Source organism: Pyxidicoccus sp. M15 (assembly GCF_056858435.1).
In genome coordinates, this window is the sequence record NZ_CM166495.1 from 5,666,162 (window position 1) to 5,678,679 (window position 12,518).

The 12,518-nt window shown below is 71.3% G+C and carries 13 protein-coding genes; 8 read left to right on the forward strand and 5 right to left on the reverse strand.

Annotation, left to right across the window (positions count from 1 at the left end; all coding sequences use genetic code 11):
* Window position 1: 1 nt before the first annotated feature.
* The 4 genes from ACX9TP_RS21395 to ACX9TP_RS21410 form a co-directional block, all read right to left on the reverse strand.
* Complete coding sequence (locus ACX9TP_RS21395; protein ID WP_482981574.1) at window positions 2-2,119, reverse strand: carboxypeptidase regulatory-like domain-containing protein; 2,118 nt, start codon at window positions 2,117-2,119, stop codon at window positions 2-4.
* Between the two features lie 129 nt (window positions 2,120-2,248).
* Window positions 2,249-3,712, reverse strand: a complete 1,464-nt coding sequence (locus ACX9TP_RS21400; protein WP_482981575.1) for a protein kinase domain-containing protein — start codon at window positions 3,710-3,712, stop codon at window positions 2,249-2,251.
* A 152-nt stretch (window positions 3,713-3,864) separates the two neighbouring features.
* Window positions 3,865-4,194: a pilus assembly protein N-terminal domain-containing protein gene (locus ACX9TP_RS21405; RefSeq protein WP_482981576.1), complete on the reverse strand. Its 330-nt coding sequence runs from the start codon at window positions 4,192-4,194 to the stop codon at window positions 3,865-3,867.
* A 98-nt stretch (window positions 4,195-4,292) separates the two neighbouring features.
* A complete protein-coding gene (locus tag ACX9TP_RS21410; RefSeq protein ID WP_482981577.1) occupies window positions 4,293-5,201 on the reverse strand; it encodes a sigma-70 family RNA polymerase sigma factor in 909 nt (302 codons plus the stop codon).
* A 132-nt stretch (window positions 5,202-5,333) separates the two neighbouring features.
* On the opposite strand from ACX9TP_RS21410, the gene ACX9TP_RS21415 reads away from it, so the two are divergent.
* The 6 genes from ACX9TP_RS21415 to ACX9TP_RS21440 all read left to right on the forward strand — a co-directional run bounded on the left by ACX9TP_RS21415 (window position 5,334) and on the right by ACX9TP_RS21440 (window position 10,542).
* Window positions 5,334-6,602 (forward strand): CCA tRNA nucleotidyltransferase, encoded by a 1,269-nt coding sequence (locus tag ACX9TP_RS21415; protein WP_482981578.1) that lies wholly within the window; start codon window positions 5,334-5,336, stop codon window positions 6,600-6,602.
* Window positions 6,603-6,724: 122 nt separating this feature from the next.
* Window positions 6,725-7,771 carry a tRNA 2-thiouridine(34) synthase MnmA gene (gene mnmA, locus ACX9TP_RS21420; protein ID WP_482981579.1) on the forward strand — a complete coding sequence of 349 codons (1,047 nt, stop codon included), beginning with the start codon at window positions 6,725-6,727 and terminating at the stop codon, window positions 7,769-7,771.
* Between the two features lie 28 nt (window positions 7,772-7,799).
* Window positions 7,800-8,579 (forward strand): hypothetical protein, encoded by a 780-nt coding sequence (locus ACX9TP_RS21425; protein WP_482981580.1) that lies wholly within the window; start codon window positions 7,800-7,802, stop codon window positions 8,577-8,579.
* A gap of 74 nt (window positions 8,580-8,653) precedes the next feature.
* A complete protein-coding gene (locus tag ACX9TP_RS21430) occupies window positions 8,654-9,091 on the forward strand; it encodes an integration host factor subunit beta (protein WP_482981581.1) in 438 nt (145 codons plus the stop codon).
* Between the two features lie 134 nt (window positions 9,092-9,225).
* Window positions 9,226-10,152 carry an SPOR domain-containing protein gene (locus tag ACX9TP_RS21435; protein ID WP_482981582.1) on the forward strand — a complete coding sequence of 309 codons (927 nt, stop codon included), beginning with the start codon at window positions 9,226-9,228 and terminating at the stop codon, window positions 10,150-10,152.
* A gap of 27 nt (window positions 10,153-10,179) precedes the next feature.
* Entirely contained in the window at window positions 10,180-10,542 is a 363-nt protein-coding gene (locus tag ACX9TP_RS21440) for a cupin domain-containing protein (protein WP_482981583.1), read from the forward strand.
* A 27-nt stretch (window positions 10,543-10,569) separates the two neighbouring features.
* Here the strand turns inward: ACX9TP_RS21440 and ACX9TP_RS21445 are convergent, their stop codons facing one another.
* Window positions 10,570-11,208 (reverse strand): hypothetical protein, encoded by a 639-nt coding sequence (locus ACX9TP_RS21445; RefSeq protein ID WP_482981584.1) that lies wholly within the window; start codon window positions 11,206-11,208, stop codon window positions 10,570-10,572.
* A gap of 93 nt (window positions 11,209-11,301) precedes the next feature.
* On the opposite strand from ACX9TP_RS21445, the gene ACX9TP_RS21450 reads away from it, so the two are divergent.
* Together ACX9TP_RS21450 and ACX9TP_RS21455 are read left to right on the forward strand one after the other, a co-directional pair.
* On the forward strand, window positions 11,302-11,481 hold the full coding sequence (locus ACX9TP_RS21450) for a ribbon-helix-helix domain-containing protein (RefSeq protein ID WP_465839585.1): 180 nt from the start codon (window positions 11,302-11,304) through the stop codon (window positions 11,479-11,481).
* A gap of 14 nt (window positions 11,482-11,495) precedes the next feature.
* Entirely contained in the window at window positions 11,496-12,464 is a 969-nt protein-coding gene (locus ACX9TP_RS21455; protein ID WP_482981585.1) for a UDP-glucuronic acid decarboxylase family protein, read from the forward strand.
* Window positions 12,465-12,518: the final 54 nt, after the last annotated feature.

The following is a 12,518-nucleotide window of genomic DNA, read 5'->3' on the forward strand; positions in this document are numbered from 1 at the left end:
GTCAGGAATCGCTCCGCACCAGCAGGTCCACCCGGGCCGTCTGTCCTTCCGCGCCCTCGAAGGTCGTCGGCTCGCCCCGCTGGTTGACGACCTGGATGGAGCCGCGCCCTGGCGCTACCCGGATGACGTACGTCCCGTCGGGACGGATGGGGGCGAAGTGCGCCTCCCCCTTCACCTCCACGCGCACGTCGCCGTCCTCCAGGGGGAGCCCGCGCGCGTCCTTGACGGTGCCTCGCACCGTCAACCCATGAGGCATGCGTACTCGTGCTTCCGTGACGCCCTCGGGCACGAGGAGCCGTGTCAGCGGCCAGTCCGGGGGATCCAGCTCGAGGACGACAGGCTCCGCCGGCACGTGGACGAGGTAGAGGCTCCCATCCGGAAGCGTCTCGCCGTGGCAGGCACTCGGGTCCCGGTGGGTCGGCGCGCCGGGCCATCTGCACCGGACCGGCACTCCGGCAAGCTCCCAGCCTTCCGGGGTCTCCACGCGCCCCTTGAGCGTCCTGCCCTTGTCGAGCCGGACGGCCCCCAGTTTCCGCGACGCCGGGGCCCGCGGATCCAGGGTCAGCAGCCTGGGGGCGAAGCCATCCGCGGAGATGCGAAGCACGACCGCCTCCGCGCCCGGCGGCACCGGCATCGAGAAGCGGCCCGCCGCGTGCCGTTTCTGGGTGCCGTTCACGCTGAACGAGCGAATGGGCCGGCCCCGCGCATCCACCACACGGCCAGAGACCGGGACGCTCCGGTGCCGTTTCAGCACCAGGCGGAGCGGTGCCGAAGCGGGGACCCGGACCTCGGTGGAGACGGGCTCGTAGCCCTCCTTCCGGGCCACCACCGTCAGCGCTCCTTCAGGAAGGCTGTCGAAGCTGAAGGTGCCGTCGATGCTCCGGCCCGTCACCGAGAAGCCCGTCGCCCTCTGCGCGTCCTCGTGGCGGAGTGACAGCCGTACGCCTCGCACGGGCCGCCCGCGCGCGTCGACGACACGCCCTCGGAGCGGGTGGGGGTTCCGGAAGTCCAGCGTCAGGGCAGGCTCGCCAGCGGAGACCTGGACCCTGCGGGATAGGGACCGCTCCTCCGCACGAGCCCCCAGGCTCGCCGTCACCTGGTAGGTCCCGGGCACGAGGCCCTCGAGCACCGCGCCTCCCGCGGCGTCGGTCTCGACGGTTCGCTCCGAGGGGGAGAAGGCCGGGTCCTCCAGCGGTCCGGAGAAGGACACCGTGGCAGGCGTGGGCGCACCACGCGGCCCCGTGACGGTGGTGGAGACGCGGATGCCGTCCGGGAGCGTCCAGCGGACCTCGGAGGTGGGGACCTCCACGTCTCCGCTGAGAGAGGCGTGGGCCCGATGCTCGAGCAGGAAGCTGTACCGGCCTGGCTGGAGCCCTCCAATGGCGAAGGTGCCGTCACCCTCCGTCAGGGTGGCGAGCGAGTCACGGCCGGAGGAGGTCCTGGAGAACGACGTCTGCCCATACCGCTTGAGACGCACCCGGACGCCCATCACCGGCGTGCCTCGGCCATCGGTGACCCTGCCGCGCAGCTCCACCGCGCTCTTGAGCACCACGTCCCATTCCCCGGTGGACGACGCCTCGGTGACTTGCTGGCGAAGGAACCCTGGAGCGCTGACCTGGACCGCGATGGGAGAGAGGCCCGTCACCGCAAGCTCGAACCGCCCATTGCTGGCGGTGCGGTACTCGCGGGGGTTTCGCAGGCCGTCCACGCCCTGGAGGCCCGCCTCCACCCGGGCCCCGAGCACGGGCAGGCCCGACTCCGTGCGCACGACGCCGCGCACGGTCCTGGGCAGGCCCAATTCCAGCACCACGTAGCGCGGCTCCATGACCCCTGGCGCTGCCTGGACTTCTCCCACCTCGGAGCCTCGGGACGCGGTCAGGGTCCACCAGCCGTCGGACAGGCCGCGGAGCACGAAGTGCCCGTGCGCGTCGGTGCGGGTGGTGACGACGCGCCCTCCATGGGTGGCGCGGACCTTCACCGAGGCCACGGGCCCCGTGCTCGCGACAGCGATGCCCTCGATGACGCGAGAGCCGCGAGCGGACGGTGTGCCCGCATGGGCAACCGTCATGAGCGCCAGGGGGAGAAGCCAGAGCGCACCGCGCGCGAACCGGAGGGCCATCGTTGCTCCGGAAGGATACCCCGAAGCGAGCGAAGCGTGACGCTCCCCTGCCTGGTGGGGAGGGGCTCCAGCACGCAGGGCCCATCGCCGAGCGTCGAGCCCTGTTCCCGTGGCAGGCGGGCGCTGACGTCAGCGCGCGGTGACGGACAGGGTGTAGAGCCGCATCTCCCCGTCCTCACGGGTCCACGTCACGAGGTTCGTGGTGCCTGCGGACCTTCCCGTCAGGCGCAGCACGTCGCCGTCCAGGATCTCCACCTCCACGGTCTCCGGGTCACCCACCGCGATGCGCTGGAGCTTGGGAACGGGCAGGTCCTTCACCTGACCCTCGCGCAGCGAGATGAGCGTGTTCGCCGGGTCACCACGCTCCTCCGCGACCGGTGCCGCTTGCACCTGTGCGGCAGGTGGCTCGGAGCGCGGAGGCTGCTTCCACAGGAACACCCCGAGTCCCACGGCCGCCAACACCGCGGTGAAGCCTCCCGGTCGACGCAGCCGGGACGGAGGTGGCTGGGAGAGCGCCGCCATCAGCGCATCCATGGAAGGGAAGCGCTCCTCCGGAGCCTTCGCGAGCCCACGGGCCAGGGCGGCACGCACGTGCCTTGGCAGGTCCCTGGCCGGTGTTGCCCGAGGAATGGCCCGACGTGGGGAGGACGCAGGCAGGCCCGGCGGCCGCTCACCCTGGAGCGCTTCGTGGAGCGCGACACAGAAGCTGTACTGGTCACTGCGCGCGTCCACGGCGTGGCCCGCGCGCTGTTCGGGAGACATGTAGGCGGGCGTCCCCGGGACCCGGCCTCGCAGTGTGAGCGCGGACGCCTCCGCGGGGGAGGCTTCGTCTTTCGCCGCGGACGTCACGACGTCCTGCTCTTCCGTGCCGCGGCTGGCGAGGCCGAAGTCCGTGACGCGCACCCGTCCGTCGAGCCCCACCAGGACGTTGGAGGGCTTGAAGTCACGATGTACCAGTCCCGCCCGGTGCGCGGCGGCGAGCCCCGCGCCCGCCGCGAGGAACACCTCCAGCACCTCGCGCCAGGGACGCTCACTCGAGCGGAGCCAGTCTCCGAGCGTGGTGCCTTCCACCCACTCCATGGCCAGGAAGTCGCGTCCCTCCGCCGTACCCAGCTCGAAGATGGGCAGCACGTTGGGATGTGACAGGCGCGCCATCGCCTGGGCTTCCCGGAGCAGCCGCGCCCGGCCTTCTTCCTCCGCACCACCTTGCAGCGGCCGCAGCAGCTTGAGCGCCACCCGCCGCCCCAGCCGCGGGTCGTCCGCCGCGTACACCACGCCCATGCCCCCCATGCCCAGCACGCCGCGAATCAGGTAGGGCCCCAGCTGCGTCCCTGGCGGAAGCGCCGTGTCCGGCCGTGCGTCCGACACCGTGGGCGCACCGGTGTCCAGCCGCGTGGGCTCGTCCGAATCGCCCGTGCCCGGAAGCGAGGACTCGGACGCCACGGCAGCCACCAGCGCCCGGCAATCCGCACAGCTGTCGAGGTGGGCTTCCACCCCGGACACCTTCGCCCCCGGAAGCGAGCCGGTGGCGAAGGCCGCGAGCAGGTTCTCGTCCGGACAAGGGGGCAGGGGAGGGTGGGGCAACGGGTTCATGGCGCGCGTCGAATCTTCGCAGCCCGGACAGGCGCCGGAAAGCCAGGGGCGGCATGACGCATCGCCACGACGCCCGTCCATCGTCTGCCGCCTGAGTGGGGGAGCATCCAGGCCCCCATGCCGGGAGCCCGGAATCCCCCGCCGCGTGTGGGTCAGTCGCGAACGACGATGTGGAAGCTGCTGCGCTTGTTCTCCTTCCCCGACCAGACGAGCAGCTCCGTCTCCCCGGCCTTGGCGCCGGTGAGCCGCAGCACGTCCTTGCCCGGCGCGTCGACGTCGGCGACCTCCGGGTCGTCAATCGCGACGCGGACCATGCCCGGCATGCGCAGGTCCTTCTGGCCGCCCTTCTTCAGGACGATGGTCCCCTCGGCGGCGGCGGGCGCGGCCTCGGCGGCCTTGGCCGGCTTCGCCTCTTCCGCCGCCAGCACAGGGGTTCCCACCAACGTCAGCGCGACCAGGGCCAGCTTCATTCCGTGATGCATGGGGTGTGTCCTCCAGGGGGTTGGTTTCACCTTCACCGGGATGACACCGGCCACCTGGAGGCGTTGCACGCCGCCGCGAAAAAAGTTTTCGCCCCCGGCTACCCGGACCTGCTCAGCAGGGAAGGGAGGCTCAGGTCCAGCTCCCCGTTCAGCGCGCGCATCAGGCTGTGCAGCTCTCCGGAGGACAGCTTGAGCCGCTCCACCAGTCGCTGCCGGGTCCCCTCCAGCGCGGTCTCCCGGGCCCGGGACACCCAGCGCGACACGGTGGACTTGTGCGTCTGGTACATGGTGCCGATGCGCTCCAGGCTCAGTCCCTCCACGGCGTGCAGGCGCAGCACGGTGCGCTCCCGCGCGGGCAGGGCGTTGAGGGCCTCGGAGAGCGCCGCCTGGAAGTCCTCGCGGTGGTTTCTTCGCAGGTAGTCCAGCTCGACGTCCGCCGCGCCCGCTTCGGTTGGGAGCGGCAGCGCCTCCGCTTCCTCCTCGGCGTGGGTCCTCCGGCGTTCCGACCGCTGGAGGTTGAGGGCCGTGCGCACCGCCGCCGCCCGCAGCCAGGCCGCGAGCGGACCGCTGCCCTGGTACTCGGCCACGCGTGGGGGCCGGCCTCCTTCCGGAACGAGGAGCCGCTCGCGCAGGCGCTGGAACACCTCGGCCGGCTCCACGCCGGTCTCCCGCAGCCGCGCCACGGAGGCGGCGGCCTTGGGAAACACGTGGCGCTCCAGCGCCGCATGCGCCGCGGGGTCGCCTCGCGCGCAGGCACAGGCCAGGTAGAGGTCCGCGGCATGCACGGAGGCGAGCACCCGGGCAGGGTCCTCATCCGGGGGCACGCACCCGGCGAGGTGCCGCAGGAAGTCGTCCTCCGCCAGGGACACGCCCGGCCAGGCCTGCTGTCCCGCGGCGTACAGCGAGGCCAGCACGTCCTCCAGTCCGGAGACGTTCGCGTAGCCACTCCGGGCCCCGGGCCCCAGCTGCTGGAGGAAGACGAGCGAGCGGCTCTGCTGCGTTCGCATGCGCACCTCGGCACGGCGCGTGCCGGGAGCGGCACGGCTCACGCGCATTGTTACCCGGGAACGAGGGGCGGCGCACGAGCGCGCTGCCCCGGGCTTGGATTGCGCGAGTCCCGCCGCTACAACGCGGAATCGATGATCGCCAACCTCCACAACGCCGACATTCCCAAGCCCGTGCTCGAAGTCATCGCGCGGCTGCGCGAGCTGGGCCATGCCGTGTACCTCGTCGGCGGCTGCGTCCGGGACATGGTGCGCCTGGTGTCGCCCAAGGACTTCGACGTGGCGACCAGCGCGCTGCCCGAGGAAGTCCAACGCGCCTTCCGCAAGGTCATCCCCACCGGCATCCAGCACGGCACCGTCACCGTCGTGCAGGGCGGCACCCACGTGGAGGTGACGACGTTCCGCTCCGAGGGCGACTACCACGACGGGCGCCGGCCCAGCTCCGTCGCCTTCGAGCGAGACATCGTCAAGGACCTGTCCCGCCGCGACTTCACCATGAACGCCATGGCCTACAACCCGGTGGACCGCGAGCTGGTGGACCCCTTCGGTGGGCAGGACGACCTCAAGGCCCAGCTCATCCGCTGCGTGGGGTCCGCCCAGGAGCGCTTCTCCGAGGACGGGCTCCGCTCCCTGCGCGCCGTGCGCTTCGCCGCGGTGCTCGGCTTCTCGCTGGACCCGGCGACCCGTGATGCCATTCCCACCACGCTCTCCGTCTTCCGGAAGGTGGCCTTCGAGCGCATCCACGACGAGCTGGTGAAGCTGCTCAACACCCCTCGCGCCGAGCTGGGACTGGCGCTGCTCGCGGACACCGGCCTGCTGGACGTGTTCCTCCCCGAGCTGGCCCGTGCCGACGCGGAGGCCGCGCGTCGGGCGCGCGCCGCCGTGCAGGCCGCGCCCGTCGACGTGGACGTCCGCATGGCCGTGCTGCTCGCGGACCTCGTGAACCGCACCCAGGCCCGGGACATCGGTCTGCGCCTCAAGTTCCCCAACAAGAACGCAGACCTCGTCGCGCTCCTCGTGGAGCACGCGAAGCTGGAGGAGCGGGTGGCGGACTCCGACCCCGCGCTGCGCAGGCTCCTCGCCCGCGTGGGCCTGCCCCAGCTCCCGCAGCTCATCGCCGTGGCCCGGGCCCGCGTCGGTGTCCGCGCGCCGGACCGGCTGCCAGAGGTCGAGGCGCTCTTCACCCGGCTGGAGGCGCTCGCCGCGGCGAAGCCTCCGCTGAGCGCGAAGGAACTGGCCCTCACGGGCGGCGACATCATGGCCACCCTGGGCGTGGGCCCGTCTCCCATCGTCGGCGAGGCCACGCGGTTCCTGCTGGAGTCGGTGCTCGATGACCCGTCCCTGAACACGGCGGAGACGCTGAAGGCCCGGCTCAAGGACTGGCAGGCCCTGTCCGGGCGCTGAGTGCCGGTGGGGCAGGGGAGCGGGCTTCCCACCCCATGCCCCTCTGGCGCATGTCGGGAAAGGCGCCGCTCGGGCGTCCTCCCGCGTGCGCCGGGACGTCCGGGCGTGTAGGAAGGGGCACCATGCGAGTCGTCGTTGCCATGAGCGGCGGGGTGGATTCCTCGGCCGCGGCCGCCCTGCTCAAGGAGCAGGGCCATGAGGTCATCGGCATCACCCTGCGCGTCTGGTCCTATGAGGGCAAGGCGAAGTGCGGGAGCTGCTGCAGCCCGGATGACATCGATGACGCCCGGGCCGTGGCCCAGACGCTGGGGATTCCCTTCTACGTGGCCAACGCGGAGGAGATCTTCCAGGACCGCGTCATCAACCCCTTCGTCCAGTCCTACCTCGGGGGCCGCACCCCCATCCCCTGCGTCGCCTGCAACCGGGACGTGAAGTTCAACTTCCTGCTCAAGCGCGCCCGCGCGCTCGGCGCCCGCCTGGCCACCGGCCACTATGCCCGCGTGGAGGAGGTGGACGGCCGCTACGTCCTGCGCCGCGCCGTGGATGCCGCGAAGGACCAGAGCTACTTCCTCTTCACGCTCGGCCAGGACGAGCTGCGCGACATCGTCTTCCCCGTGGGCCACATGACGAAGGCCGAGGTGCGCGCCGTCGCCGAGCGCCATGGCCTGGTCACCAGCCACAAGCCGGAGAGCATGGAGATCTGCTTCGTGCCCGACGGCGACTACGCCGGCTTCGTGGAGAAGGTCGCCGGGCCGCAGCCCTCGGGCGAGATTGTCGACACCGAGGGCCACGTGCTCGGCACGCACCAGGGCATCCACCGCTTCACGGTGGGCCAGCGCAAGGGCCTCAACCTGGGCGGCGGCGAGGTGCGCTACGTGCAGCGCCTGGAGCCGGACACGCACCGCGTCGTCGTGGGCCCCGCCGAGGGCACCGGCCGCGACAACTTCGGCCTCCTCCAGCCCCACTGGGTGGACGGGCCGCCCCCGCCCGAGCAGGCCGTGGAGGTCCGCATCCGCCACCGCCACGCCGGGGCTCCGGGCCGCGTGCACGTGTCGCAGCATGGGCTGGTCTCGGTGAAGCTGGATGCTCCCGCGCGCGCCGTCACGCCGGGACAGGCCGCGGTGGTCTACCATCAGGACCGCGTGCTCGGCGGTGGTTGGATCGTCTGACCCCGCGTCGTCGAGGAGGGTGGCGGACATGGCGCAGCGCCTCGTGGGATGCCTGCTCGCGGCCGCCGCCCTGGGCCTCGGCGCCGGGTGCAAGGAGCGCTCGGACAAGCCCATCGCCGGGCTGCTGGCCGCGGGCGCGCCCGTGCTGCGCACGGTGGGCAAGGAGAAGCTCCCCGTCGCCGTGGGCGCGCAGCTCCTGCCGGAGGAGCAGCTCACCGCCACCGGCCCCGCCGTGCTCGAGTACTTCGGCGGCGGCCTGCGCTTCCTGGAGGACGGAGACACGCTGGAGGTGGGCGAGGCCGACGAGGCGAAGCTCCACGGCGTCAACCTGCCGTCCCGCCGCTGGGAGGCAGGGGAGGTGCAGGAGGCGCCCCGCGCGCTGCGCATCGTCGCCGCGCGCTACACCAATGTGCAGGTGACCCCCGCGTCCGCGCAGCAGGCCCAGGGCGACTACAGCTCCGCCCAGTACTTCGTGGCCTTCTTCACGCCCAACGGGCTGAGCAACCTGGGCTCCGACACGAAGCAGGACGGGCCGCGCCAGCCGCTGCCCCCGCCGCCCATGCGCCCGCGCGTGCCCTTCATCCACGCGGGCGCCCTGGGAGAGGGCGGGCTGGTGGCCATCGTGGAGGACGGCTTCGCCGTGGCCGAGACGGACGACCTCGCCACCGCCGTGCTGCTGGAGGACCGCGAGGTCCCCCTGGGCCGCACGGTGCGCCTCCTGATTCCCGACGGCGCGGAGGTGGTGCTGCGCTCCGGGGACGGCAGGGAGACGGAGGTGGAGGGCCCCGCCGACCTTCGCCTCCGCTAGCCCTGGAGGGAGGGTGGTTTGTCCTCGCGGGTCTTGCTTCTGTAGAGTCCCTCGTCCCTCCAGGGAGGTGTGCGATGACGAGGAGTGAGCTCATCGAGCGCATCGTGGCGCGTGCTCCGCACGTCCCCCGACGTGAGGTGGAGGCCATCGTCCACGCCGTCTTCGACGGCATGTGCAAGGCGCTCGTGGCCGGCAAGCGCATCGAGCTGCGTGGCTTCGGCGTCTTCTCCGTCCGCACCCGCCGCGCGCGCACGGGCCGCAACCCGAAGACGGGGCAGAGCGTCTCCGTGCCCGAGCGCCGGACGCTGTCCTTCGCCGCCGGCAAGGAGCTGCGCGAGCGGCTCAACATGCCGCCCCCCGATACAGCGGCCGCGCCGGTGTCCGTGGCCGCGCCGGTGTCCGTGGCCGCGCCGGTGGCGGCGGCCGCGCCGGTGCCCCTCGCGCCTCCCGCGGAGCCGCCCGGCCCGCTTGCTTCCTCGCCTCCAGCGCCGCCCGCGTTCGCCACGGGTTGACAGCGCCCCGGGAACGCCTTCCGCGAATTTGACCCGCCCGGAGGTGGGGCGTACCTTGCCCTCCATGCCGACGCTACAGGCCGCAACACGGATTCGTGTGGCCCGCTGCGTCCGCGCCCGAGGATTTCCAAGCCATGCGTGACGCCCACCGGATGAAGGAGAAGTTCGACGTCTCCCTGGACAACCGGCAGATCGTCAGCCTGCTGATTGCAGGCATCGTCGTCATGGGCGCCGTCTTCGTGCTGGGCGTCGTCGTCGGCAAGAAGCTGGCGGGCAATGTCCAGACGGCCTCCGCGCCGGACCTGCTCTCCGCGCTCGACGCCAACGCGCAGGCACTCCAGGACGTGCGGCAGAAGGACGCGCAGCTCACCTTCCAGGACGAGCTGACGAAGAAGACCGCCTCCGAGCCCGTGGCCGTCGCCGCCGCGCCGAAGCCCTCCCCGAAGCCCGTCGCGCCCGCGGAGAAGCCCGCCGCGCCCGCGGAGAAGCCCGCCGCCACCGCCGAGCGCCCGAAGCTCGCCCCCACGCCGGACCCCGACACCGGCGAGCTGCCCCCGGAGGAGCCCGAGGAGCCGGAGACGGTGGTCGCCGCCGAGTCCCCCTCCGCGCCCGCGGAGACTCCCGCCGCCGTGGCCCAGAAGCCCGAGCCCGTGAAGGCCGAGCCCGCGAAGACGGAGGTCGCCAAGGCCGAGGTCAAGGCGGTGCCGGTGTCGGGCAAGGTGGAAGTGGCGGCCATCCCCACGCGCACCACGAACAAGGAGGGTGGGGGCCTGAAGGAGGCCATCGCACGCGCCGCACAGCCGCCGCCCCAGGCCGTGAAGGGCGGCGCCTTCACCCTCCAGCTCTCCGCCTTTCAGGACCGCCAGGAGGCCGACCGCTTCGCCGCTCGGTTGCGCAACAAGGGCTATGCCCCCTATATCCTGGCGGCCGAGGTGCCCGGGAAGGGCACGTGGTATCGCGTCCGCATGGGCAGCTTCGCGTCCAGGGACGATGCCAGCCGGTATCTGTCAGACTTCAAGCGTGAGACCCAGCTCGACGCCTTCGTGGCCGGCACGAACTAGAGCGGGGCGAGGAAGACGGTAAGCAACATGACGACGACGAGGCGGGTGGAGAAGCCCTGGGGCCACGAGCTCATCTGGGCCCACACCGAGCGGTACGTGGGCAAGCTGCTGCACGTGAAGCAGGGCCACAAGCTCAGCCTGCAGTTCCACAACCAGAAGGACGAGACCATCCACGTCCAGAGCGGCAAGCTGCTCTTCGTCGTCGACGAAGGCCACGGGCTCATCGAGAAGGAGATGAACCCCGGCGAGAGCTACCACATCAAGCCGCTCACCAAGCACCGCATGGTGGCGCTGACCGACTGCGACATCCTCGAGGTCAGCACCCCGGAGCTGGACGACGTGGTGCGGCTGGAGGACTCGTACGGCCGCACCGGCACCAGCAAGCCGTAGTCGCTCCCGGCGCGCGCGGCCGGCGTCCTACTCGCTGGCCGCGTTGTTGGGGTTGCGGGTCCACTTGTCCACCGTCCCGTCCCCGTCCAAATCTTCGCCGATGCGGTCCACCTGGCCGCGCTCCCAGTACTCCCAGTAGTCCACCTTGCTGTCGGCGTTGGTGTCGCGCTCCTTGCGCACCAGCGTGCCGCCCTCGTAGAAGGTGAAGCTGTCCGCGCGCCCGTCGCCGTTGACGTCCCGCTCCCGGCGCGTGTTGATGCCCTTCTCGAAGAAGTAGGTGGCGTCCACCTTGCCGTCGTAGTCCAGGTCCAGCGTCTCGCGCGTCTGCTCCCCGCTGGCGTCGAAGTAGCGCGTCAGGTCCACGCGGCCGTCCCAGTTCAGGTCCAGCTCCTGGCGCACCTTGCGGTCGCCCCCGGCGCCGTCGCCCGTGCCCGGGTCCTTCACCATGTACGTCCACACGTCCGGCTTCCCGTCGCCGTTGACGTCCTGCTCCTGCACCCGCTCGTCCCCCGAGCGCTCCGGCCGGATGGACTCCGACTCCTGCCGCACCGCGTCCTGGCCCCCCTGGGCTCCGTCCCCACGCTCCGCCGACTTGCCGCCCGCGCAGCCGGCCAGGGCACCCACGGCCAGAAAACCCAGGAAAAACAAACTCTTGCTGTGTGACATACGCGACTCCGATGTGACGGAACGGCGGGGCCCCGCCGCGTGCACGAGAGGCTTTCGCGCGACACGTCACTTCATATATTTTCACATATCGCCATGGCCCGAAAGAAAGTCAGCACCACCATCTACATCACTCCGGAGCAGAACGAGCTCCTCAAGGCGCTGAACCAGAAGACGAAGGTGCCCGTGGCCGAGTACATCCGCCAGGGCATCGATCTGGTACTCGAGAAGTACAAGGCCCAGCTCCCGGGTCAGGCGACCTTCGACGAGCTGTGAGAGAGAGGCGTGACGTGAAGAGCTTTCGTGGGAAGCGGGTGGTGGTCCTCGGTGGTGCGGGCTTCGTCGGTTCGCACCTGTGCGAGCGGATCCTGGATGACGGCGCGGCGTCCGTGGTGGCGGTGGACAGCCTCATCACCGGGAGCGAGCAGAACCTCACCACCCTCACCGGGCGCCAGGGCTTCGAGTACGTGAAGGCGGACATCACCGAGGGGATTCCGGTGAAGGGCCCCATCGACTACGTGTTCAACATGGCCTCGCCCGCGTCGCCCATCGACTACGCGGAGCTCCCGCTGGAGACGCTGCGCGTGGGCTCCATCGGCACGGAGAACGGGCTGAAGCTGGCGGAGGCGAACAAGGCCGTCTTCCTCATGGCCTCCACCTCCGAGGTGTACGGAGATCCGCTCGTCCACCCGCAGCGCGAGGACTACTGGGGCAACGTGAACCCCATTGGTCCGCGCTCGGTGTACGACGAGGCCAAGCGCTACGCGGAGGCCATCACCGCCGCCTACGGCCGCAGCCGCGGCGTGCAGGTGCGCATCGTCCGCATCTTCAATACCTACGGCCCGCGCATGCGCCTCAACGACGGCCGCGTGGTGCCGGCCTTCGTGGGCCAGGCGCTCAAGGGCGAGGACTTCACCGTCTTCGGGGACGGCAGCCAGACGCGCTCGTTCTGCTACGTGAAGGACCTGGTGGACGGGCTGGTGCGGCTGATGCTCTCGGACGAGCCGAACCCGGTGAACATCGGCAACCCGCGCGAGATGACCATCCGCCAGTTCGCGGAGGCGGTGCGGCTCGCGGCGGGCGGCGGCGGGAAGATCATCGAGAAGCCGCTGCCCAAGGATGATCCGAAGCAGCGCCAGCCGGACATCACCCGCGCCCGGACGCTGCTGGGGTGGGAGCCGAAGGTGCCCCTGGAAGAAGGTCTGAAGGAGACCATTGCCTATTTCCGGGAGGTTGCCGGTAGGGCACGTACGCCCTAGTTTCGCGGCGTCAACGGCATTGCGAACCTGTAGACACTGCGGCCACTTGGATGG